Raw genomic sequence first — 22,858 nt, forward strand, 5'->3', positions numbered from 1 at the left:
TTCACCGCCATGTCTTCTTCTTTTTCCAGCGCCGCTCGCCGCGCACGCCGGTCTCCTTCAGTCCCAGGTAGAACTCCTTGATGTCCTCTTTCTCGCGCAGGCGCGCGCAGGTGTCCTCCATGACGATGCGGCCGTTCTCCAGCACATAGCCATAGTCCGAGGCGTTGAGGGCCATGTTGGCGTTCTGCTCCACCAGCAAAATCGTGGTGCCACGCTCGCGGTTGATGCGCACCACGATCTCGAAGATCTCTTTGGTGAGCTTCGGACTCAGGCCCAGACTGGGCTCGTCGAGCAGGATCAGGTCGGGGTTGGCCATGAGCGCGCGCGAGATGGCCAGCATCTGCTGCTGCCCGCCCGAGAGCAGGCCGGCGTCCTGGTGCGAGCGCTCCTTGAGGATGGGGAAGTAGGCGTAGACCATCTCCATGTCGCGCGCCACGCCGTCGCGGTCGCGGCGCGTGTAGGCGCCCATGAGCAGGTTGTCGCGCACGGACAGCAGCGGAAAGACTTCGCGCCCCTCGGGCACGTGCAGCAGGCCCTGCTGCACGATGAAGGCAGGGTCCTTGGCGGTGATGTCCAGGCCCTTGAATTCCACCGAGCCCTTGCGCGGATCGAGGATGCCCGAGATGGTCTTGAGAATGGTCGTCTTGCCCGCGCCGTTGGAGCCCAGCACGGTGGCGATCTCGCCCTTGCGCACCTGCAGGCTCACGCCGCGGATGGCCTTGATGGGGCCGTAGGCGCTCTCCACGTTGAGCAGCCTGAGCACGGGCGGATTGTCCAGGGGGGTGGCGGTGCTGCTGCTCATGCCGGCCTCCGCAGAGAAGAGACATCGTCGATGGTGCCCAGGTAGGCCTCGACCACGGCCGGGTCGGTCTGCACCTCGCGCGGCGTGCCCAGGGCCAGGACCTCGCCCTGGTTCATGGCCAGCACGCGGTCCGAGACCTTGGAGACCAGCGACATATCGTGCTCCACCATGAGCACCGTGATGCCCAGCTCCTGCTGGATGTCCTGGATCCAGAACGCCATGTCGTCGGTTTCCTCCACGTTCAGGCCGCTGGACGGCTCGTCGAGCAGCAGCAGCCGGGGTTCGGTGCACAGCGCACGCGCCAGCTCCACCACCTTGCGCACACCGTAGGGCAGGCCCGCCACCATGGTGTCGCGGTAGTGCTGCAGGTTCAGCAGGTCGATGACCTCCTCGGCCTTGAGGCGCGAATGCAGCTCGGCTTCGCGCGCCGTGCGAGTGAAGAACAGGTCGCGCACCAGGCCCGTGCGCCGGTGCGTGTGGCGCCCGATGAGCAGGTTGTGCAGCACCGTGGCGTGCTCGAACAGCTCGATGTTCTGGAACGTTCGCGCAATGCCCAGGGCGGCAATCGCGTGCGCCGGCTCGGCGGTGAGCTTGCGGCCGTCGAACCAGATGTCGCCCGCCGTGGGCTGGTAGATGCGGCTGATGAGGTTGAACACCGTGGTCTTGCCCGCGCCGTTGGGCCCGATGAGGGTGAACACCTCGCCCTTGCGCACGTCGAAACTCACATCGTTGACGGCCAGCACGCCGCCGAAACGCACGCTCAGGTGGTTGGCAGTCAAAAGAACGTCTGTCATTTCAGCCTGTCCGACTTCTGGAATGATTTCTGCCGCTTGAACATGCCCTGGCGGTAGAACGGGAACAACTGCAGCCAGGTGCGCACCTTGAGCCAGCGCCCATACAGGCCCATGGGCTCGAACAGCACGAAGGCAATGAGCACCAGGCCGTAGACGGCGGCCTGCAGGCCCGGGGCCTGGCCGATGGCGGCGGGCAGCAGGTCCTTGCCCAGGGCAATGGCCTGCGGCATGGCGATGAGGAACAGCGCCCCGAGAAACACCCCGTGCACCGAACCCAGGCCGCCGATCACGATCATGAGCAGCAGGTCGATGGACTGCAGGATGTTGAACTGATCGGGCGAGATGAACTGCAGCTTGTGCGCATACAGCGCCCCGGCCACGCCCGCCAGGGCGGCCGAGAGCGCGAACGACAGCGTCTTGTAGCGCGCCAGGTGGATGCCCATGCTCTGGGCAGAGATCTCCGAGTCGCGGATAGCCACGAAGGCCCGCCCCGTGGGCGCGCGCAGCAGGTTGAGCATGCCCAGCGTGGCCAGCACCGTGATCACCAGGCACAGGAAGTAGAACGCCTCGGCGCCCGCGAGCGACCAGCCCATGATCTGCGGCGCCTTGACGTGCAGGCCCGCGTTGCCGCCGGTGACCGACTCCCAGCGCGCGAGGATTTCCTCGACGATGAAGCCGAACGCCAGCGTTGCCATGCCCAGGTAGATGCCCTTGACGCGCAGCGCGGGCAGGCCCACGACCACGCCCACGGCCCCCGACATGGCGGCCGCGCAGGCCAGCGACAGCAGGAACGGCCAACCCGCTGCCACCAGTGCCGCGTGCGTATAGGCCCCCACGCCCAGGAAGGCAGCGTGCCCCAGCGAGAACAAACCCGTGAAGCCCGCCAGCAGCATGAGCCCCAGCCCCGCGATGGCGTAGATGAGCACGAAGGTGAGCTGCGCGAGCCAGTACTCGGCCAGCCACCAGGGCGCGGCGAGCAGCAGCAGGGCGAGCAGCCCGTACCAGAACACATGGCCCGGGTGCTTGGCCAGGGCAATGTCCTGGCGGTAATCGGTCTTGAAGATGAAACGCATGGCGGTATCGGAGGGGTCAGACCTTCTTGCGCAGCTTTTCGCCAAACAGCCCGTTGGGTTTGACCATCAGCATGATGAGGACCACCACGTAGGCGGCCACGTCCTTGAATCCCTCGGGCAGGTAAAAGCCCGAGAACGACTCCACCAGCCCGATGACCAGGCCGCCGACGATGGCGCCCGGCAGGCTGCTGAAGCCTCCCACGACCGCCGCCGGGAACGCCTTGAGGCCGATGAAGCCCATGTTGGCGTGCACGAAGGTGATGGGCGCCAGCAGCAGCCCGGCCACGGCCGCCACGGCGGCGGCCAGGGCCCAGACCACGCCGTTGAGGCGCTGCACGGGAATGCCCATGTAGTAGGCCGCGAGCTGGTTCTGCGAGGACGCCTGCATGGCAATGCCCAGCTTGCTGTACTTGAACAGCGCGAACAGCAGCAGGCACAGCACGCCCGTGGCGGCAATGATGGCGAACTGCTCCACGTTGACCACCAGCTCGCCCCAGGTCCAGATCTCGTCCTTGTAGGGCACGGGCAGCAGGTAGGTCTCGGTGCCTATGCCCGGGATCATGGTGATGAGCCCGCGCAGGGTGTAGCCCACGCCGATCGTCAGCATCACGATGGAGAAGGCCGGCTGCCCCAGGATGGGCCGCACCACGATGCGCTCGAGCAGCATGCCGAACGCCGCCATGCCGGCAATGGCGCTGAGCACGGACAGCCAGAAGGGAAAGCCCATCAGCGTCATGCAGGCCAGGCCGATGAAGGCCCCCAGCATCATCAGCTCGCCCTGGGCAAAGCTCACCGTTTCGGTGCCTTTGTAAATCAGTACGAAGCCCAGTGCGATCAGGCCGTAGATGCAGCCCTGCGCGACCCCGCTGATCATCAACTGCAGCATCTGCACGCTGATGTCTCCTTGATGTGTGTTAACAGAGCCCGGTTTATAGCTGCCGGGCCCCGGCCTTGTCGCTAGGGGTTTACGTCGGTGACGTAACGCATTTGTCGCGTCAGAGACAAGTGCGGCAGGTCGCACCCGCGAGCATCACAGGCCGAAGCGATCGCGCAGCGCCGCGCCAAAGGCGCTGCTGCCGCACAGCGTGAGCGTCACCGTGCAGCGCGCCGGCGCAGGCGTGGGCAGGGGCATGCAGGCCTGCGCGCGGCCCGCGTCATAGTGCAGCGGCGGCGGCGTGCTGCCGTCCTCGCTGAGGGCCTGCAGGTCGAAATGCCAGTCGCCGCCCTCGTCGAGCGGGCCGCAGGGCCCGGGGTAGTGCGCATGGGCCCAGGCCAGCACCGCACTGATTTCGCCGAGCAGGGCGTCCAGGTGCTGCGGGGTCACGCTGGCCATGGCATCCCAGGTGCCGTTGCCCTCGGCGTCTTCGCTGTGGTCAAAATCGAGGTAGCGCAGGGGCATGGTGTGCGGTGTGCGGCGATGGGGCCCCGCATTGTGCGGCACCGGCCCGCTGCTCGCCATGGAGGATGAGGCATGAACGACGACACCCAGGCGCTGCTGCTCGTGCAGGGGCTGGATTTCGCGTACCCGGGCCGGCCGCTGCTGCGCGGCTGGTCGGCGCGCATAGGCCCGGGCGCCACGCTGGTGCAGGGCGACGAGGGCAGCGGCAAGACCACGCTGCTGCGCCTGCTGGCGGGGCAGCAGCCCGCCGACGCCGGGCACCTGGTGCTGGGCGGGCAGGCGCTGGCGGCCGCGCCGGCGGCCTACCGCGCGCAGGTGTTCTGGCAGGACCCGCGCTGCAGCGCGCTCGACGCCTGGACCGTACGCGCCTGGCTGCAGGCACAGGCCCCCGCCCACGCGGCCTGGGATGCGCAGGCGCTGGCGCAGCACCTGCAGGGCTTTGCATTGCAGGAGCACCTGGACAAGACCTTCCACATGCTCTCGACCGGCAGCCGGCGCAAGGTGCTCATGGCGGCGGCGCTGGCCAGCGGGGCGCCGCTCACGCTAATCGACGAGCCCGTGGCCGGGCTGGACCGCCCCTCGGTGCAGTACCTGCAGCAGGCGCTGGCCCAGCCGGCGCACGCGCAGCGCGCGCTGGTGGTGGCGCACTACGAGGCGCTGCCCGGCGTGCCCTGGGCGCAGACCCTGGCCTTGCCGCCCGCCCCGGCCGGGTAAAGCCTGGGTAAAACCAGCCGCGGCGCCGGGCGCGGCCGGGCAGGCGGCACTACCATAGCCGCTGGTTCCACTCTGCAGCGCGCTCCATCATGCGTTCCACCCCGTTGGCTCCCCGGCATCCTGTCTCGCACCAGCGGGGCCGCATGCGATGGTGGGCCGCCCTGGCGGTGCTGGCGCTGGCGGCGGGCGGCGCCGGCGTCTGGTGGTGGCAGCAGCGGGGCGCGCCGCCGGCCGCCTCCGTGCCGGCCAAGGGCGGCGGCCCGCGCCTGGGACCGGGCGGCGCGGCCCAGCCCGTATCGGTGGGCGTGGTGCGCCGCCAGGACATGCGCGTGCTCGTGGGCGCCATCGGCACGCTCAACGCCCGTGCCACGGCCGTGGTGCGCACCAAGGTCAGCGGCGAGCTGCAGGCCCTGCGCTTCAAGGAGGGCGATGAGGTGCGCGCCGGCCAGGTGCTGGCCGAGATCGACCCGCGCAGCTACCAGGCGCAACTGGCGCAGGTGCAGGGCAACCTGGCGCGCGACCAGGCCCTGCTCAAGAACGCGCGCCTGGATCTGCAGCGCTACCAGGAGCTGCAGGCGCTGGACTCCATCGCCCGCCAGCAGGTGGACACGCAGGCCGCGCTGGTGCGCCAGTACGAGGGCGCAGTGGCTGCGGGCCAGGCGCAGGTCGACGCGGCGCGACTGCAGCTCGGCTACACGCGCGTCACGGCGCCTATCTCCGGGCGCCTGGGCCTGCGCGCGGCCGACCGCGGCAACGTGGTCAACCCCGGCGACGCCAATGGCATCGTCACCATCACCCAGGTGCGCCCCATCGATGCGGTGTTTGCCGTGCCCGAGGTACATCTGGCCGCCTTGCGCGCGCGCCTGGCGCAGGGCGCAGAGCTGCCTGTGGAGCTGTGGGACCGCGAACTGCGGCAGGTGCTGGCGCGCGGGCGCGTGGCGGCGCTGGACAACGCCATCGACACCAGCACCGGCAGCATCCGCGTCAAGGCCAGCTTTGCCAACGAGGACGGCAGCCTCTACCCCAACCAGTTCGTGAACGTGAGGCTGCAGGTGAACCTGCTGGAGAACGCCCTCACCGTGCCCGCCACCGCCGTGCAGAACAACTACGTGTACCTGGTGCAGGAGGACGGCACCGTCACGCAGCGGCGCATCCGCGTGGGCGTGGCGGACGGCGACCGCGTGAGCGTGCAAGGGGATCTGCCCGAGGGCGCCCAGGTGGTGACCGACGGCATGGACCGCCTGCGCGAAGGCGCGCGGGTGGTGGTCATCGACGCCCAGGCAGCCGCGGCCAAGACCGACCAGGCCGCGCAGGAGGCCAGCGCGCGCCGCGCCGAGTTCCTGAAAAAGCTCACGCCCGAGCAGCGCGAGCGCCTGGCCGCCCTGTCCCCCGAGGAGCGCAAGGCCTTCATCCGCAGGCTGCGCGCCCAGCAGGAGGCGGCGCAGGGCGGGGGCACAGCCCCGGCGGGCGGTGCCTCGGGTGCGGCCCCGGCGCCCGCGGCGGCCGCCTCGCGTTGATGTAGCGCGCCATGAACCTGTCGCGCATCTTCATCCTGCGCCCGGTCGCCACGTCGCTGCTCATGGTGGCGGTGCTGATCGCCGGGCTGCTGGCCTACCGGCTGCTGCCCATCTCGGCCCTGCCCGAGGTGGACTACCCCACCATCCAGGTCACCACGCTGTACCCCGGCGCCAGCCCCGACGTGATGACCTCCAACGTCACCGCGCCGCTGGAGCGCCAGTTCGGCCAGATGCCGGGGCTGGTGCAGATGTCGTCCACCAGCTCGGGCGGGGCCTCGGTCATCACGCTGCGCTTTGCGCTGGACTATGGCCTGGACGTGGCCGAGCAGCAGGTGCAGGCGGCCATCAACGCCGGCTCCAACCTGCTGCCCGGCGACCTGCCCATGCCGCCGCTGTACAGCAAGGTGAACCCGGCGGACGCGCCCATTCTCACGCTGGCCATCACCTCGCCCTCGCTGCCGGTGATCCGCGTCAACGACCTGGTGGAAAACCGCCTCGCGCCCAAGCTCTCGCAGGTCAATGGCGTGGGGCTGGTGGCCATTGCCGGGGGGCGGCGGCCGGCCGTGCGCATCCAGGCCAACCCGGTGGCGCTGGCGGGGCTGGGCATGACGCTGGAGGACGTGCGCAGCGCCATCACGGCCGCCAACGTCAAGCAGCCCAAGGGCGGCTTTGACGGGCCCGAGCGCGCTTCCACCATCGACGCCAACGACCAGCTGCAGTCGGCGCAGGAATACCGCGACCTCATCATTGCCTACAAGAACGGCAACCCGGTGCGCCTGTCGGCCATCGCCGAGACGGTGGACGACGCCGAAAACACCCGCCTGGCCGCCTGGGCCGGCACGCCGCAGACGGGCGCCAAGGCCGGGGTGATCCTGAACATCCGGCGCCAGCCCGGAGCCAACGTGATCGAGACGGTGAACCGCATCAAGGCGCTGCTGCCGCAGCTGCAGGAGACGCTGCCCGCCTCGCTGGATGTGCAGGTGCTCACGGACCGCACCGTCACCATCCGCGCGGGCGTGCAGGACATGCAGGCCGAGCTGCTGCTGGCCGTTGCCCTGGTGGTGGGCGTGATCTTCGTGTTCCTGCGCAGCGGCACGGCCACCGTGATTCCGGCGCTGGCGGTGCCGCTGTCGCTGATCGGCACCTTTGGCGTGATGCACCTGATGGGCTTTTCCATCAACAACCTCACGCTGATGGCGCTGACCATCTCCACCGGCTTCGTGGTGGACGACGCCATCGTCATGATCGAGAACATCGCCCGCTATGTGGAGCAGGGTGAGGCCCCGCTGGCAGCGGCGCTCAAGGGCGCGCAACAGATCGGTTTCACCATCATCTCGCTCACCATTTCGCTGATTGCGGTGCTGATCCCGCTGCTGTTCATGGGCGACGTGGTGGGCCGGCTGTTCCACGAGTTCGCCATCACCATGGCGGTGGCCATCCTGATCTCGGCCGTGGTCTCGCTCACGCTCACGCCCATGCTGTGCGCGCGCCTGCTGCGCCACCAGAGCGAAGGCGAGGCGCAGCGCGGCCGCCTGGCACGGGCCACGGGCCGATTCTTCGAGCGCACCATCGCCCACTACGGGCGCGCCCTGGGCTGGGTGCTGGCGCACCGGGGGCTGACGTGGCTGGTGTTCCTGGCCACGCTGGCGCTCACGGCGCTGCTGTACCTGGTGGTGCCCAAGGGCTTTTTCCCCGTGCAGGACACCGGGACGCTGCAGGCCACGACCGAGGCCGACCAGTCGATCTCGTTCGCGGCCATGGCCCAGCGCCAGCAGCAGCTCGCCGAGCGCGTGCTGCGCGACCCGGCGGTGCAAAGCGTGTCGTCCTTCATCGGCGTGGACGGCACCAACACCACGCTGAACACCGGGCGCCTGCAGATCGACCTCAAGCCCCATGGCCAGCGCGAGGCGCTGGACGTGGTGCTGCGCCGCCTGGCGCAGGACACGCTGGACGTGCCCGGCATCCGCCTGTACGCCCAGCCGGTGCAGGACCTGACCATTGAAGACCGCGTGGCGCGCACCCAGTACCAGGTGCTGCTGTCGTCGGCCGACATGGCGCAATTGCAGCGCAGCACCGCCGCGCTGCTCGAGCGCCTGCGCGCCGCGCCCGAGCTGGCCGACGTGGCCAGCGACCTGCAAGACCAGGGCCGCCAGGCGTATGTGCAGATCGACCGCGCGCAGGCCAGCCGCCTGGGCGTGACGGTGGCGGGCATCGACACGGCGCTGTACAACGCCTTCGGCCAGCGCCTGATCTCGACCATCTTCACCCAGTCCAACCAGTACCGCGTGGTGCTCGAAGTGGCGCCGCAGTTCAAGCTCGGGCCCGAGGCGCTGGAGCGTATCCACGTGCCCTCCAGCCTGGGGGCGCCGGTGCCGCTGTCGTCCGTGGCGCACATCGAGGAGCGCAGCACCGCCCTGGCCGTGAACCACGTGGGCCAGCTGCCGGCGGCCACGCTGTCGTTCAACACGGCGCCGGGCGTGTCCCTGGGCGCGGCGGTGCAGGCCATCGAGCGCGCGCACGCCGCGCTGCAGGCCGAGGGGCAGATGCCCCTGTCGGTGGAGATGGCCTTCCAGGGCGCGGCGCTGGCCTTCCAGGCCTCGCTGACGAACACGCTGCTGCTGATCCTGGCGGCGGTGGTCACCATGTACATCGTGCTGGGCGTGCTGTACGAGAGCACCATCCACCCGGTCACCATCCTGTCCACGCTGCCCTCGGCCGGGGTGGGGGCGCTGCTGGCGCTGTTGTGGGCGGGGCTGGCGATCGACATCATCGCCATCATCGGCATCGTGCTCTTGATCGGCATCGTGAAGAAGAACGCCATCATGATGATCGACTTCGCGCTCGATGCGCAGCGCCGCGAGGGGCTGAGCGCGCGCGAGGCCATCACCCAGGCCTGCCTGCTGCGCTTTCGGCCCATCCTCATGACTACGCTGGCCGCCTTGCTCGGGGCGCTGCCCCTGATGCTGGGCACGGGCGTGGGCAGCGAGCTGCGCCACCCGCTGGGGGTGACCATGGTGGGGGGGCTGATCCTGAGCCAACTGCTCACGCTGTTCACCACGCCGGTCATTTACCTCACGTTCGAGGGGTGGGTGCAGAGGGGGCGTGATGTTTGATGCCTTTTTCGGCTCTGGGGCTTATGTGGTGTGCGCTGGCAGCTCTCTTTTTTGTAGTGCTGTGTTGGTATGGAGGGCGAGACCCGGCCTCCGCCCTCAATCCAGACAAGCCGCAGCGCCCGATGGGAGGGCATGAATGAGCCTCTCCACTCCCTTCATCCACCGCCCCATCGCCACCATGCTGCTGACGCTCGGCCTGGTCCTGGCCGGCACGGTGGCCTTCTTTCTGCTCCCGGTGGCGCCGCTGCCCCAGGTGGACTACCCCACCATCTCGGTGTCGGCCAGCCTGCCCGGCGCCAGCCCCGACACCATGGCCGCCACCGTGGCCACGCCGCTCGAGCGCGCGCTGGGCGCCATCGCCGGGGTGAACGAGATCACCTCCAGCTCCACGCTGGGTAGCACGCGCATCACGCTGCAGTTCGACCTGGGGCGCGACATCGACGGCGCGGCGCGCGACGTGCAGGCCGCCATCAACGCCGCGCGCACCCTGCTGCCCACGGGCATGCCCAGCAACCCCACCTACCGCAAGGTGAACCCGGCGGACGCGCCCATCATGATCCTGGCGCTCACCTCCGATGCGCTCACGCGCGGGCAGATGTACGACGCCGCCTCCACCGTGCTGGCGCAAAAGCTCTCGCAGGTCGAGGGGGTGGGCCAGGCCACGGTGAGCGGCGGGGCGCTGCCCGCCGTGCGCGTGGAGCTCGACCCGGTGCGCCTGGCGGCCAACGGCATCTCGCTGGAGCAGGTGCGCGCCGCCCTCACCAGCACCAACGCCAACCGCCCCCTGGGCGCGCTCGAGCGCGAGGACCACTACTGGCAGGTGGCCACCAACGACCAGGCGCGCACCGCCGCCGAGTACGCCCCGCTGGTGCTGCGCTGGAACCAGGGCCGCGCCGTGCGTTTGCAGGACGTGGCCGAGGTGCTCGACTCGGTGCAGGACGTGCGCAACTACGGCGTGGCCAACGGCAAGCCCGCCATCCTGCTGCAGGTGTACAAGCAGCCGGGGGCCAACATCCTGCAGGCCGTCGAGCGCGTGCGCGCGCTGCTGCCGCAGCTCCAGGCCTCCATCCCGGCGGCCATAGACATCACCATCGTCTCCGACCGCACGCCCACGCTGCGCGCCTCCCTGCGCGAGGTCGAGCGCGCGCTGGCGCTGGCCGTGGGGCTGGTCATCCTGGTGGTATTCCTGTTCCTGCGCAATGGCCGCGCCACGCTCATCCCCAGCGTGGCCGTGCCCGCGTCGCTGGCGGGCACCTTTGGCGTGATGTACCTGGCGGGCTACACGCTGGACAACCTCTCGCTCATGGCGCTCACCGTGGTCACCGGCTTCGTGGTGGACGACGCCATCGTCGTGCTGGAAAACATCATGCGTCACATGGAGCGCGGCAAGAGCGCGCTGCAGGCGGCGCTCGACGGCGCGCGCGAGATCGGCTTCACCGTGGTGTCCATGAGCCTGTCGCTGATCGCCGTGTTCGTGCCCATCTGGTTCATGGGCGGCATCGTCGGGCGGTTCTTCCGCGAGTTCGCCATCGTCATGTCGGCGGCGATTCTGGTGTCCATGGTGGTGTCGCTCACCACCACGCCCATGATGTGCGCGCACCTGCTGCGCCAGCCCCTGCAGCCGCGCCAGCGCAGCCGCTGGGCGCGCTGGCAGGACGCGCTGGCCGCGCGCGGCCTGCGCGGCTACCGGCGCAGCCTGGCCTGGTGCCTGCGCCACCAGCCGCTGGTGCTGCTGGCCCTGGCGGGCGTGGTGGCGCTCAATGTGCACCTGTACATGGCCATCGACAAGGGCTTCATGCCCGAGCAGGACACGGGGCGCATCTCCGGCTTCATCCGCGCCGACCAGGCCACCTCCTACCAGGCCATGGAGCAGCGCCTCAAGCGCTTCCTGGCCATCGTGCAGCAGGACCCGGCGGTGGAGTACGTGACGGGCTTTACCGGCGGCTGGCAGCGCAACGCCGCCAGCATGTACCTCACGCTCAAGCCCCTGGCCGAGCGCAAGGTCTCGTCGGACGAAGTCATCAACCGCCTGCGCCAGCAGCTCAAGAACGAGCCCGGCGCGCGCCTGTTCATGATGCTGCAGCGCGACATCCGCATCGGCGGGCGCCAGAGCAGCGCCTCGTTCGACTACACCCTGCAGGCCGACGACATCCAGGACCTGCGCACCTGGGAGCCGCGCATCCGCCAGGCCATGGCGCAACTGCCCGAGCTGGAGGACGTGAACAGCGACGTGCAGGACTTTGGCGTGCAGACCACGCTGGTGATCGACCGCGACGCCGTGACGCGCCTGGGCCTGACCATGGCGCAGATCGACGCCACGCTGAACGACGCCTTCGGCCAGCGCCAGGTGGGCGTGATCTACAACCCGCTCAACCAGTACCGCGTGGTCATGGAGGCCGCGCCGCGCTACCTGCAAAGCCCCGAGACGCTGGGCGGCTTCTTCTTCGTCAACAAGCAGGGGCAGAGCGTGCCGCTCACGGCCTTTGCGCGCGTCACGCAGACGACCACGCCCCTGTCCGTGCAGCACGAGCGCGGCACCCCCGCCAGCACGGTGAGCTTCAGCCTGGCGCAGGGGGTTTCGCTGTCGCAGGCCACGGCGGCCATCCACGACGCGGTGGCGCAGCTCGGCGTGCCGGTGTCGGTGCGCGGCTCGTTCAGCGGCACGGCCGGGGCCTTCCAGGACGCGCTGGCCGGCCAGCCGCTGCTCATCCTCGCGGCCATGGTGTGCATTTACCTGGTGCTGGGCATGCTGTACGAGAGCCTGGTGCACCCGCTCACCATTCTGTCCACGCTGCCCTCGGCCGGCGTGGGTGCGCTGCTGGCGCTCATGCTGTTTAAGACGGAGTTCTCGCTCATTGCGCTCATCGGCGTGATCCTGCTGATCGGCATCGTCAAGAAGAACGCGATCATGATGATCGACTTCGCCCTCGCGCGCCAGCGCCGGGGCCATGCCGGGGCCGCGCAGGCCATCTACCGCGCCTGCAGCCTGCGCCTGCGCCCCATCCTCATGACCACCCTGGCCGCCATGGTGGGGGCGCTGCCCCTGGCCCTGGGCCGCGGCGACGGCGCCGAGCTGCGCCAGCCGCTGGGCATGGCCGTGGTCGGCGGCCTGCTGCTCAGCCAGGTGCTCACGCTCTACACCACGCCCGTGGTCTACGTGGTGTTCGACCGCCTGCGCCAGCGCGTGCTGCGCGCCACCGCCAGCCGCCCGGCGGCGCCCGGCCCGGCGCCCGCGCTGCAAGGAGACACCTGATGCCCTTTGAAAACTCCTGTTTTGATAGCTGCTTGCGCTGGATGCACAGGCCCTGGAGGCCTTTTTTGCTTGTAAGCACGGCCTGGCTGGCCGCCTGCGGCAGCCTGCAGCCGCCGCACGAGCGTCCGGCGCTCGACCTGCCCGCCGCCTACAAGGAAGGCGTGCCCGGCAGCGCCGTGTGGCAGCCCGCCGAGCCGCAGGACAGCGTGCCCGACGCCTGGTGGACCCTGTTCGCCGACCCCGTGCTCGACGCCCTGCAGGAGCGCGCCGCCAGCGGCAACCAAAACGTCGCCCTGGCCGTGGCCCGCCTGCGCGCCGCGCGCGCCGCGCTCGACGGCGCCAGCGCCGCCACCCTGCCCAGCCTGGGCGCCAATGCCAGCAGCACGCGCGCGCGCAGCGGCACTACCACCCAGGATGGCAGCAGCACGGCGCGCACCACCAGCAGCCACGCGCTGGGACTGAGCGCCAGTTGGGAGCTGGACCTGTGGGGGCGCCTGTCGGGCAGCGTGGATGCCGCGCGCGCCAGCGCCCAGGCCAGCGCCGACGACCTGGCCGCCATGCGCCTGTCGGTGCAGGCCACGGTGGCGCAAACCTACTTCGCCCTGCGCGCCGCCGAGGCGCAGGCGCAACTGCTGGACGACACCCTGGCCGCCTACGAACGCAGTTGGGAGCTCACGCGCAACCGCCAGCGCGCCGGCGTGGCCTCGGCCGCCGACGTGGCCCAGGCCGAGGCGCAGTACAAATCCACCCAGGTGCAATGGCACGAAGCACGCACCAGCCGCGCCCAGTTGGAGCACGCCCTGGCCGCGCTCACCGGCCAGGCCCCGGCGGCGCTCAGCCTGGGCGCCACGGCCGCGCTGCCCCAGCCGCCCGCCGTGCCCGCGCAACTGCCCGCGCGCCTGCTGGAGCGCCGCCCCGACATCGCCGCTGCCGAGCGCCGCGTGGCCGCCGCCAATGCGCAGATCGGCGTGGCCCGCGCCGCCTTCTTCCCCGCCATCACCCTGTCGGCCACGGCGGGCTTGCGCGGCGCGCAACTGGCCGACCTGCTCAGCGCCCCGTACCGCTTCTGGTCGCTGGGCCCGGCGCTGGCCGCCGCCCTGTTCGACGGCGGCGCGCGCAGCGCCGCCGTGGAATCGGCCCGCGCCACGCACGAGCAGGCCGTGGCCAGCTACCGCCAGACCGTGCTGACCGCCCTGCAGGAGGTGGAAGACAACCTCGTCGCCGCCGCCGCGCTGGAGCGCGAACAGGCACTGCAACTGGAGGCCGTGGCCGCCGCGCAGCGCGCGCTGGACGTGGTGACCAACCAGTACCGCGCGGGGACGGTCGGCTACCTCAACGTGCTGAGCGCGCAGACCACGGTGCTGGCGGCGCAGCGCGGCCTGATCGATGTGCGCAGCCGCAGGCTGGCGGCAGTGAATGCGCTGCTGAAGAATGTGGCGGGGCGGTGGGAGATGGAAGAAGAAAAGCCGCAACCGTAAGTAAGGCGCCGGGTTGACTGGCGCAAATCGACCCAAAGCGGCCAATGAGAGCAGTGCATACCAATCCCCGCAATGCGGTTGTTATTCTTTCGCAAGCAGTCGACTACCTTGCCAATCAAGACATTGTTCGCAGGGCAGTGGGAGCAATGTGGGTGTCAGGGACAAGTGTAGGATTGCTGGGAAGAGGTGGGAAAAGAAGATGACATTAGATGAGCTTTTGCAGAGATACAGTGCATTCGTGAAAACGCCCGAATATCTCGAAGGTCTATTCGTCGAAGTCAGCGGGATGGCAATTGACATCCTGCTTCTCACCATCCTTGTACCCACGATTTTTTGGATCGTGCAGTTGCGCAATAAAATTCAGGCACAACGCACAGCCTCATTTCTGTGCCTCCAGTTTCTTCGTGATTGCACAACTTTGCTACTGCGCGCTGGCGGCATCCAAAACTTGAATGAGGCGCTTCACTACGAACTAAAAAATGATCGATTATCCGAGCTATTCAGCCACTCAATCTACGGTAATTCCGAAAATCTCTTGGAAATGCTGCGATCTCGGATGGCGAGAGGATCGCATATACTGGGCCACCGATCATTGGAGATGGCAGACATCCGAGAGCTGAGAGAGGAAGCGGAGGGCCTCGTGAGGCAGTGCGAGCAATACGTCGTGCTTTTCTCCAGCCTACGACTACATACATATTCTGAGCGCTGTTTCAGAATCGGTGTGATTCTGTTCGCGCTGCGGGACTATATGAAACAAATGGAGCCACTTGCTGGTAGCACTCGACCGACCGATGGTTTCAGAACACTAAGCACTGACTTGGCTACTGCAATTGACGAGTGGTTTTCCAGGGAACGCAAAATACCTGACAAAGCGCTGCATAGAAGTGCCCAGATCACCATGGTCAAGTTGATTTTGCAGATGCCTTGCACGCTGGTGCAACGTTATGTGATCGGTCCAATAATGACCAGAATAGGGATTGAATACCGAGACCCTTGGAAACTCGACATCGTACGAGTACTTCTTGAGAAGGCATATAAGAGTGCGGGTTCGGCGGAAGTCTTCAAGACACTTAATCTAAGTGGTAAGCAGGTGAGAAAAATTCTTTCGCTGCCAAGTGCTTCCAACGAAGCGATCACCTTTTTGCTGGCACTACGGGCACTTTTCCCAGCGGACAGATGGGATGCTGTGTTGGTCAGTACCATCTTCCAAGAACTTACTCGTGTCAAGCCCGATGTCGTCACGTCAAGCCACTACATTGGGGATGCCTCAGCTATTTATGTGAGAGCGTCATTCAAACAGGACGCCGAAGTGCTGATCCGCATCATGAGTTGGGCTAGTTCATATGAGGGCATCCATAGCGTCGCATAGTTGTCTTCACTGCCACCGAAAATCCTATGACAAGTCTAGGCGTTGGGGCAGCATCGATAGCTTGAGAGTATGCTTAGCGTTCCTCGTTAATTGGCCGTCATTTCTCGTTCCATCTCCGCTGCGGGTGGAATGAACGCTGTGGGACTAAGCCTGCGTGATAAGAGTATGAGGGACGCTCGAGTTACCGCTTTTGGCCGAATGCTGCTCTAACCCTGGCACGCGTGCCAGCAAAAATCTCACCCTCGCCGCGCCGCCTCAATCCCCGCAATCTCAATCTTCCCCATCCCCATCATCGCCTCGAACGCCCGCTGGGCCGCCGCGCGGTCCGGGTCGGCGATGGCGTCCAGCAGGGCGCGGGGCGTGATCTGCCAGGAGATGCCCCAGCGGTCCTTGCACCAGCCGCACACGCTGGCCTGGCCGCCATTGCTGATGAGGGCGTTCCACAGGCGGTCGGTTTCGGCCTGGTCGTCGGTGGCGACCTGGAACGAGAAGGCTTCGCTGTGCTGGAATTCCGGGCCGCCGTTGAGGCCGATGCAGGGGATGCCCATGACGGTGAACTCCACCGTCAGCACGTCGCCCTCCTTGCCCGCGGGGTAGTCGCCGGGCGCGCGCAAGATGCTGCCGACCGCGCTGTCGGGGAAGGTACGCGCATAGAACTGCGCGGCTTCCAGCGCCGTGCCGTTGAACCAGAGGCAGATGGTGTTCTTGGGGGCCACGGCGGTTCTCCTTTCATGGCCAGTCTGTGCCATTGCGCGCGGCGCAGGCCTGCACGGCCGTGCCCCAGGCAAAGCGGTTTCTGCCGCCGTTCTTCGCCGCGTACATGGCTTCGTCCGCCTGCGCCACCAGGGTGGCGATGTCCTGGCCGTGCGCGGGGAACAGGGCGATGCCCACGCTGGCCGAGACCTGGACCACGGTGCCGCCCAGGTCGAAAGGGGTTGCCAGGGCCTGGAGGATCTTGGTGGCGACGCGTTCGCAGTCCTGCTCCTGGGCCACGGTGGCGAGCACGATGCCGAACTCATCGCCGCCAAAGCGCGACACCGTGTCTTCGGCGCGCACGCAGCCTTCGAGGCGCTGCGCCGCCTGCCGCAGCAGTTGGTCGCCAGCGGTGTGGCCATGGCTGTCGTTGACGGCCTTGAAACCGTCGAGGTCGAGGTAGAGCACGGCGGCCAGCCGCCCGTGCCGCTGGGCCGATTCGAGCACCTGGGTGAACCGGTCCTGAAACATCAGGCGGTTGGGAAGGCCGGTCAGCGCGTCGTGCCGTGCGTCGTGCGAGAGGCGCTCCTCCAGGTTCTTGCGCGCCGTGACGTCCTGCGTGACGGCGACGAGGAAATCGGGCCTGCCGCGCGCATCCCTCACCACGCCGAGCGCCTCGCACACCCACAGGGTGCTGCCGTCCTTGCGCCGGTAGCGTTTCTCGATTTCCGGCGACAGGGCGGGCGAGGGGGCCGCCAGGCGTTGCGCCACGAACTGGCGCGCCTCTTGCCGGCTGTCCTCGTCGCCCAGCTCGAACAGGCTGCGCGCGCGCAGCTCGTCGCTCTCGTAGCCCAGCATGCGGCAGAATTTTTCGTTGGCGCCGAGGATGCGCCCGTCGGGCGCGACGTGCGCAATGCCCATGGCGGCCTGGTGGAAGGTGGCGCGGAACAGGGCTTCGCTGGCATGCAAGGCCCGAGCCACGGCGCGCTGGCGCGCCAGCACCAGGATCAGCAGGCTGGCGAAAACCAGCAGCGCGGCGCTGGCGCTGCCGGCCACCGCCAGGTAGCGGGCGCGCCGCTGCAGCACGGGCTCCAGTTCCTCGGCCTGGGCGGTGCCCACGGTCACCATCAGCGGGTAGCCCTCCATGGTCCGGTAGCTGACGATGCGCGCCACGCCATCGGCGGCCACGCCATCGTCCACGAAATCCCCTTGCGCGGCGCTGGTGCGGCGCTGGAACCAGGAAAGGTGCCGGGCATCGAGGTCCAGGCTGTGGTGGCCGCCCGCCTGGCGCGCACGCACGATGCCGTCCAGGCCGGTGAGCTCCAGCAGGCCTTGGTGGCCCAGGTCGGCCTGGCGGTAGAAGTCGGTGAAGTTGGCCGGATCGACCGACATCACCACCACGCCGCCAAAGCTGCCGTCGGCGCGCGTGATGCGCAGCGACATCGGTATCTGCCACTGGCCCGAGACGCGGCCCAGCACGGGGGCGTTCACGTACAGGCGGTCCTGCGCGCTGCTGCGCTGGGCCTGGAAGAAGGCGCGGTCGGCGTAGTTCACGGCGCCGGCCGTGCTGCTGCTGCTGACGAGGTCGCCGGTCTCGGTCACCACGCTGATGATGGTGAACATCTCCTGCCGGATCACCTGCCGCTCTATCCATTGGCGCAGCGGGATGTTCGCGCCCTGGCGCAGGTATTCCTCGCGCACGAAGGCGGCGACCTGCTCGGCCGCTTTCAGGGTGCGGAAGACCTGCTGTTCGAAGGCGATCGCGAGATTGGCATTCGATTGCATGGCCGATGCCTGCGCCTGCTCGCGCTCGAAGGCGATGCGTTGCAGGGTGGTCAGCCAGATGCCCGCGATGGCGGCGGCGCTTACCAGTGCGATGACCAGGTTCAGGGGCGCGCCCGCAAGGCCCGCCCAGGGGGCGCGGCGCTGGGGTTCCCCCTCCTGGGGCGGGTCCGAACGCTGGGTTTGCGTCATTGCATGGCTCTCCAAGCCCTTCGGGAAGGGGGCTGACCGGTGGCCGGGCCTTGTGGGCCCAGGGCGCCCTGAGGGGGTTGTTCCGTTGGCCGGCCCGCGTGGCGGCTCGGCGGCTCTCTTCTTGGCGGGCGAGTGTAGTGCCCCGGCGCCAAACGTGCAGGCCTAGGTTCAATGGGCTGTGGGGGAATGGGGGCAGGGTGGCAGCGCCGGCTTCACCATGGCTGGGGTGCCGGTTCGCCGATTCCGAGCAGCGTGGTGAATTCGTCGGCGGGTACCGGCGCACTGAACAGATACCCTTGGCCTTCGTCGCAGCCGAATTCCAGCAGGCGCTGGAGCTGCGGCGCTTCCTCGATACCCTCGGCGATGGTCTCCAGGCCGAAGCTGCGCGATATGTCCAGGATGGCGCGGATCAGTGTGGCGTCCTGCTCGGACTCCAGCAGGCTCTGCACGAAGGAGCGGTCGATCTTGATGCGGCTCAGCGGATAGCGCTTGAGCAGGCTGAGCGAGGCGTAGCCGGTGCCGAAGTCGTCGAAGGCGATGCCCACACCGTGGGCTCGGGTGCGCTGCAGCGCCGCGAGCACGAGGTCGTCGCTGTCCAGCACGATGTTCTCGGTGATTTCGAGCTCCAGGGCTTGCGCCGGCAGCCCATGCCTGTGCAACGCGGAGACGACTTCCTGCGCGAGGTCATTGACGCGGAACTGCGCACCGAACAGGTTGACGCCGATCCGGAAATCCCGGGCGCCACGCCGGCGCCACAGGGCGGCCTGTGCGCAGGCTTCGTCGAGCACCCAGTAGCCGACCACCGCCGCCAGCGGCCCGCCCTCCAGTGCGGGCAGGAACGCTGCCGGCGACAGCAGGCCGCGTTGGGGATGGCGCCAGCGGATGAGTGCCTCTGCTCCGGTGACCACGCCATCCGCCAGGCGGATCTGGGGTTGGTAGAACAGCACGAACTCCCCCTCGTCCACAGCCCGGTGCAGCTCGAGGCTGTAGAGGCGGCGCTCCACGGCCTGCATGAGCAGCGCCGGGACGAAAACAAAGGTCTGTCCGCGTCCATGGCTCTTGGCTTTGAAGAGTGCCAGGTCCGCATGCCCGATCAGCTCCAGGGCCTCCTGCGCGTGAAGGGGCGCCAGGGCGACGCCACAACTGGCGGCCACGTGTACCTTGTGTCCGTGCACCGTGATCGGTGCGGCGACCTGCGCCGCGAGTGCGCCGGCGTGTTCTGAGGCCCTGTCTGTGCTCGAGACGCCGGGCAGAAGGATGGCAAATTCGTCGCCACCGATCCGGGCCACCATGGCGTCCGGGGGCGCGCATGCGCGCAAGCGGCGGGCCACCTCGTGCAGGATGGCGTCGCCTGCTTCGTGGCCCAGCGTGTCGTTCACGTCCTTGAAGCCGTCGAGGTCCAGCATCAGCACCGCGGCGGCGGCGGGCTGGGACAGCGTTTTCTCCATGCAGCGGTAGAGGCTCACGCGGTTGGCCAGCCCGGTCAGCATGTCGGTGCTCGCAAGCCGGTGCAGCTCGTCCGCCGCGCGGCGGCGTGCCGTCATGTCCTGCAGGTGCGCGTTGAAGGTCACGCGCCCTTTGTCGCGCCAGCAAAACAGCGACAGCCCAAGCTGGAACTCGTTGCCGTCGCTGTGCAGCCCCGTGATTCCCGAGGGCATGGCCATCCCGTCCATGGAGCCCCTGGCCGCTGCTTGCGCGATCAGGGCGCGGACCATCGGCCGGTCGTGCAGGGCAACGAGCGTCTCCACCGCGCGTCCGCTGCCTTCGGCGATGTCATAGCCGTAGAGAGCCGCTGCCGCGGCGTTCCAGGCGACGATGAGCCCCTGCTCGTCAAACCACACGACGGCCGTGGGCGAGTTCTTGGCAAACTCCTCGAAGGAGCGTTTGGCGTGTTCGGTCGATATCTCTACCCTGCGCAATTCAAGGCGGTCGGCGGCCATCCGGGCCAGCTCGCGCAAGCGGCAGCAGTCGCCGTCCGAGAAGTCGTGGTGCGGCCGGTCGTCGATGATGCACAGCGCACCCAGAGCATGCCCTTCGGGCGACAGCAGGGGCACGCCTGCATAGAAGCGCAGCCCGGAGGACCCCAGGACCAGGGGGTTGTCGTGGAAGCGCTCATCCTGCAGGGCGTCGGACACCACCATCACCCCCTCCTGGGCAATCGTGTGCGCGCAAAACGACGCATCACGGCTCATGTCCACATTGGAGGATTCCAGCCCGGCGCTCGCCGCGAAGAAAACGGCATCGTTGCCGATCATGTTGACCAGTGCGATACGCATACCGAACATGCGCGCTGCAATCTGTACCACGGGATCGAGGCTGGGCAGGGGCCTGTCGCTGCTCAGGCCGTATTCGGACAGGGCCTGCAGTCTTTCCTGCTCTGAGTCGAGGATGGGCGGACACTTCATCGATAGACCCTCCGAGGTGCTTCGGTCGCTGCTCCCGGAGGCCTGGCCCAATGCCCAGCCGGCGTCTGCCTGGGCGCATCCGGGGAGCGTGTGCCGCCGCATCTATGGTGTGATGGGCATGCCTGCGGCAGGCTGCTGCCCACAAAGCATATCGACCCGCAGGCCTTCGGGCAATGGATCGCGGGAGACATTGTCAGTGTCCCGCCGGTTGCCCGGCGCAATACCCTGTCGCGAGTGTGGTTCAGAGGACCAGGGAGGTCGCCGCTGCCGCTGCCGTCGGTTCCAGGGTGTCCAGCAGCAGGCTGCCCGCGCCCGTGCGGCGCGTACACCCGGTAACACCGGATCCGCTTGGCATCCGCGGATGCGGGCGGGGATCTACATGGCCTTGAACAGGTGGGTGTAGAGGCGGCTCACGGCCAGCGTCTCGGGCCGCTGGCGCAAGCCCAGGTGCAGCCGCCCGGCCTCGTCGCGCGTGACGCTGGCGATGGCGCTGGCGCGCACCAGCGTGCCCCGGTGCACCTGCCAGAACTCGCGCGCGTCGAGCTGCGCCGCCAGTTCCTTGAGCGGGGTGCGGATCAGGTATTCGCGCCCGGCGGTGAGCACGCGCACGTATTTGTCGGCCGCCTCGAAGTACAGCACCTCGGCCACCGGCACGAAGTGGATCTGGCTGCCGCTGCTGGCCTGGATGACGGCCAGCGGCGCCGTCTGCACTGCCGCCGCCGGGGCGGGCGCGGCCACGCCGGGGGCGGCCAGCAGGTGGCGCAGTTGCGCCAGGGTTGCTTCCAAAACCGTAGCTGCTGGCGCTTGATGAGCAAGCGTTTGCTGCAGTTTTTGCACGGTTTTTTGCAGGCGCGCGGCCTGCACGGGCTTGAGCAGGTAGTCCACGGCCTGGGCTTCGAAGGCCTGCACGGCGTACTGGTCGTAGGCGGTCACGAACACCAGCGCGGGAAAGGGCTGGCCGGCGGGCCAGGCGTCGGCCAGTTCGGCGGCGGCCTCCAGCCCGCTCTGGCCGGGCATGCGGATGTCGAAGAACAGCACCTCGGGCCGCAGCGCCAGCGCCTCGCGCACGGCGGCCAGGCCGTCGCCCACGGTGGCCGCCACCTGCAGCGCGGGCCAGGCCTGCGCCAGCGCGTGGCGCAGCGCGGCGGCGAGCAGGGGTTCGTCCTCGGCGATGAGGGCGCGCGGTGCGGCGGCGGTCATGGCGTTTTCAAGGGAAAAGTGATGGTAACGCTCGTCCCACCTGCGCTACCAGCTATCAAATCAAGAGTGAAATCGCTGCCGTGCAGTGTGGCCAGGCGCTCGCGCACCTGGGCCAGGCCGAAATGGCTGCCCGGTGCGTCGCCAGCGGGGGGCCGCGCGGGCAGGCCCACGCCCGTGTCCTGCACCTCCAGCACCAGCCGCGGGCCCGTGGCGCCGGGCCGGGTGCCCGCGCGCACGGTGATGCGGCCGCCCGCCACCTGGGGCTCGAGCCCGTGGCGGATGGCGTTTTCCACCAGCGGCTGCAGCAGCAGCGGCGGCACGGCCACGGCGCGCAGGGCTTCGGGCAAGTCGAGCTGGTAGGCCAGGCGCGGACCCATGCGCACGGCCATGAGTTCGAGGTAGTCGCGCAGGCGCTCGAACTCGTCGGCCAGCGGGTGCTGCGTGGCGCGCGAGCCGCCCAGCGTGGCGCGCAGGTAGGCGATCAGGTGGTCCAGCATGGCCTGGGCGCGCGCCGGCTCGGCGGCCACCAGCACGCGCAGGTTGGCCAGGGTGTTGAACAGCATGTGCGGTTCGAGCTGCGCCTCCAGGAGCTTCAGGCGCGCCTCGGCCGCGTCGCGCTGCGCCTGGGCCATCTGCAATTGCAGCTGGCGCGCCTGGGCGCGGCTGTAGAAGAAGAACGAGATGGCGGCGCCCGCCACCACGGTGATGACCAGCGAGGTGGGCACGGCTTCGCGCTGCCACAGGGGCGCGGAGTGGCCGCTGTACGCATCGCCCAGTGCCGTGCCCACCACGTATCCGGTGCCCACGCCGGCGGCAATCAGCAGCGCGCCGCGCCAGCCCGCGGGCCAGCCGCCCTCGCTCGCCAGCGGGAGGCGGCCCAGGTCTATCACCAGCCAGGCCACCAGGCCGATGCTGAGAGAGTAGGCCAGTTGCACGTCCCAGGCGCCCTGGCCGGTCACGGTCAGCGCCAGGGCGATGGCACAGCTGAACGCCGCCGAGACCAGGCCGTGGCGCAGGAGGGAGCGGAAGTCAAGGCGCTGCATGGGCGGTGATTGTGCGGCCTGCGGCGTTCCT

The 22,858-nt window shown here is 68.6% G+C and carries 16 protein-coding genes; 6 read left to right on the top strand and 10 right to left on the bottom strand.

Going from position 1 to position 22,858, the window contains the following annotated elements; all coding sequences use genetic code 11:
• Window position 1: 1 nt before the first annotated feature.
• The 5 genes from CGR01S_RS08530 to CGR01S_RS08550 all read right to left on the bottom strand — a co-directional run bounded on the left by CGR01S_RS08530 (window position 2) and on the right by CGR01S_RS08550 (window position 4,068).
• The gene (locus CGR01S_RS08530; protein ID WP_042425194.1) at window positions 2-802 is read right to left on the bottom strand and encodes an ABC transporter ATP-binding protein; all 801 of its coding nucleotides are present in this window, start codon (window positions 800-802) and stop codon (window positions 2-4) included.
• Window positions 799-1,596, bottom strand: coding sequence for an ABC transporter ATP-binding protein (locus CGR01S_RS08535; protein ID WP_042425197.1), 798 nt, complete (start codon window positions 1,594-1,596; stop codon window positions 799-801). Before CGR01S_RS08535 ends, CGR01S_RS08530 begins: the two co-directional genes overlap by 4 nt.
• Window positions 1,593-2,669: a branched-chain amino acid ABC transporter permease gene (locus CGR01S_RS08540; RefSeq protein ID WP_042425199.1), complete on the bottom strand. Its 1,077-nt coding sequence runs from the start codon at window positions 2,667-2,669 to the stop codon at window positions 1,593-1,595. Before CGR01S_RS08540 ends, CGR01S_RS08535 begins: the two co-directional genes overlap by 4 nt.
• 16 nt (window positions 2,670-2,685) lie before the next feature.
• Window positions 2,686-3,561, bottom strand: coding sequence for a branched-chain amino acid ABC transporter permease (locus CGR01S_RS08545; RefSeq protein WP_042425201.1), 876 nt, complete (start codon window positions 3,559-3,561; stop codon window positions 2,686-2,688).
• 138 nt (window positions 3,562-3,699) lie between these two features.
• Window positions 3,700-4,068, bottom strand: coding sequence for a hypothetical protein (locus CGR01S_RS08550; RefSeq protein WP_042425204.1), 369 nt, complete (start codon window positions 4,066-4,068; stop codon window positions 3,700-3,702).
• Window positions 4,069-4,140: 72 nt separating this feature from the next.
• On the opposite strand from CGR01S_RS08550, the gene CGR01S_RS08555 reads away from it, so the two are divergent.
• The 6 genes from CGR01S_RS08555 to CGR01S_RS16680 all read left to right on the top strand — a co-directional run bounded on the left by CGR01S_RS08555 (window position 4,141) and on the right by CGR01S_RS16680 (window position 15,512).
• A complete protein-coding gene (locus tag CGR01S_RS08555; RefSeq protein ID WP_042425207.1) occupies window positions 4,141-4,782 on the top strand; it encodes an ABC transporter ATP-binding protein in 642 nt (213 codons plus the stop codon).
• A gap of 143 nt (window positions 4,783-4,925) precedes the next feature.
• A complete protein-coding gene (locus CGR01S_RS08560; protein WP_245616776.1) occupies window positions 4,926-6,299 on the top strand; it encodes an efflux RND transporter periplasmic adaptor subunit in 1,374 nt (457 codons plus the stop codon).
• An 11-nt stretch (window positions 6,300-6,310) separates the two neighbouring features.
• Complete coding sequence (locus tag CGR01S_RS08565) at window positions 6,311-9,412, top strand: MdtB/MuxB family multidrug efflux RND transporter permease subunit (RefSeq protein WP_042425213.1); 3,102 nt, start codon at window positions 6,311-6,313, stop codon at window positions 9,410-9,412.
• A 136-nt stretch (window positions 9,413-9,548) separates the two neighbouring features.
• The gene (locus tag CGR01S_RS08570) at window positions 9,549-12,665 is read left to right on the top strand and encodes a multidrug efflux RND transporter permease subunit (RefSeq protein ID WP_042425216.1); all 3,117 of its coding nucleotides are present in this window, start codon (window positions 9,549-9,551) and stop codon (window positions 12,663-12,665) included.
• A 41-nt stretch (window positions 12,666-12,706) separates the two neighbouring features.
• Window positions 12,707-14,143, top strand: coding sequence for an efflux transporter outer membrane subunit (locus tag CGR01S_RS08575; RefSeq protein WP_042425219.1), 1,437 nt, complete (start codon window positions 12,707-12,709; stop codon window positions 14,141-14,143).
• Between the two features lie 238 nt (window positions 14,144-14,381).
• Window positions 14,382-15,512, top strand: a complete 1,131-nt coding sequence (locus tag CGR01S_RS16680) for a hypothetical protein (RefSeq protein ID WP_156967528.1) — start codon at window positions 14,382-14,384, stop codon at window positions 15,510-15,512.
• 236 nt (window positions 15,513-15,748) lie between these two features.
• Here CGR01S_RS16680 and CGR01S_RS08580 read toward each other — a convergent pair whose 3' ends face one another.
• The 5 genes from CGR01S_RS08580 to CGR01S_RS08600 form a co-directional block, all read right to left on the bottom strand.
• Complete coding sequence (locus CGR01S_RS08580; RefSeq protein WP_156967529.1) at window positions 15,749-16,228, bottom strand: VOC family protein; 480 nt, start codon at window positions 16,226-16,228, stop codon at window positions 15,749-15,751.
• Window positions 16,229-16,241: 13 nt separating this feature from the next.
• Window positions 16,242-18,179, bottom strand: coding sequence for a sensor domain-containing diguanylate cyclase (locus CGR01S_RS08585; RefSeq protein ID WP_084690607.1), 1,938 nt, complete (start codon window positions 18,177-18,179; stop codon window positions 16,242-16,244).
• A gap of 212 nt (window positions 18,180-18,391) precedes the next feature.
• Window positions 18,392-20,584, bottom strand: a complete 2,193-nt coding sequence (locus tag CGR01S_RS08590; RefSeq protein WP_042425224.1) for a putative bifunctional diguanylate cyclase/phosphodiesterase — start codon at window positions 20,582-20,584, stop codon at window positions 18,392-18,394.
• A 375-nt stretch (window positions 20,585-20,959) separates the two neighbouring features.
• Window positions 20,960-21,784, bottom strand: a complete 825-nt coding sequence (locus CGR01S_RS08595) for a LytR/AlgR family response regulator transcription factor (RefSeq protein WP_042425228.1) — start codon at window positions 21,782-21,784, stop codon at window positions 20,960-20,962.
• The gene (locus tag CGR01S_RS08600) at window positions 21,781-22,827 is read right to left on the bottom strand and encodes a sensor histidine kinase (protein ID WP_042425229.1); all 1,047 of its coding nucleotides are present in this window, start codon (window positions 22,825-22,827) and stop codon (window positions 21,781-21,783) included. Before CGR01S_RS08600 ends, CGR01S_RS08595 begins: the two co-directional genes overlap by 4 nt.
• Between the last annotated feature and the right edge of the window lie 31 nt (window positions 22,828-22,858).

The organism is Comamonas granuli NBRC 101663, assembly GCF_000739995.1.
GTDB classification, from domain to species: Bacteria; Pseudomonadota; Gammaproteobacteria; order Burkholderiales; family Burkholderiaceae_C; genus Simplicispira; species Simplicispira granuli.

Coding starts and splice junctions, on each gene's coding strand:
- CGR01S_RS08530 (WP_042425194.1), bottom strand. CDS start 802: ATGAGCAGCAGCACCGCCACCCCCCTGGACAATCCGCCCGTGCTCAGG.
- CGR01S_RS08535 (WP_042425197.1), bottom strand. CDS start 1,596: ATGACAGACGTTCTTTTGACTGCCAACCACCTGAGCGTGCGTTTCGGC.
- CGR01S_RS08540 (WP_042425199.1), bottom strand. CDS start 2,669: ATGCGTTTCATCTTCAAGACCGATTACCGCCAGGACATTGCCCTGGCC.
- CGR01S_RS08550 (WP_042425204.1), bottom strand. CDS start 4,068: ATGCCCCTGCGCTACCTCGATTTTGACCACAGCGAAGACGCCGAGGGC.
- CGR01S_RS08555 (WP_042425207.1), top strand. CDS start 4,141: ATGAACGACGACACCCAGGCGCTGCTGCTCGTGCAGGGGCTGGATTTC.
- CGR01S_RS08560 (WP_245616776.1), top strand. CDS start 4,926: ATGCGATGGTGGGCCGCCCTGGCGGTGCTGGCGCTGGCGGCGGGCGGC.
- CGR01S_RS08565 (WP_042425213.1), top strand. CDS start 6,311: ATGAACCTGTCGCGCATCTTCATCCTGCGCCCGGTCGCCACGTCGCTG.
- CGR01S_RS08570 (WP_042425216.1), top strand. CDS start 9,549: ATGAGCCTCTCCACTCCCTTCATCCACCGCCCCATCGCCACCATGCTG.
- CGR01S_RS08575 (WP_042425219.1), top strand. CDS start 12,707: ATGCACAGGCCCTGGAGGCCTTTTTTGCTTGTAAGCACGGCCTGGCTG.
- CGR01S_RS08585 (WP_084690607.1), bottom strand. CDS start 18,179: ATGACGCAAACCCAGCGTTCGGACCCGCCCCAGGAGGGGGAACCCCAG.
- CGR01S_RS08590 (WP_042425224.1), bottom strand. CDS start 20,584: ATGAAGTGTCCGCCCATCCTCGACTCAGAGCAGGAAAGACTGCAGGCC.
- CGR01S_RS08595 (WP_042425228.1), bottom strand. CDS start 21,784: ATGACCGCCGCCGCACCGCGCGCCCTCATCGCCGAGGACGAACCCCTG.
- CGR01S_RS08600 (WP_042425229.1), bottom strand. CDS start 22,827: ATGCAGCGCCTTGACTTCCGCTCCCTCCTGCGCCACGGCCTGGTCTCG.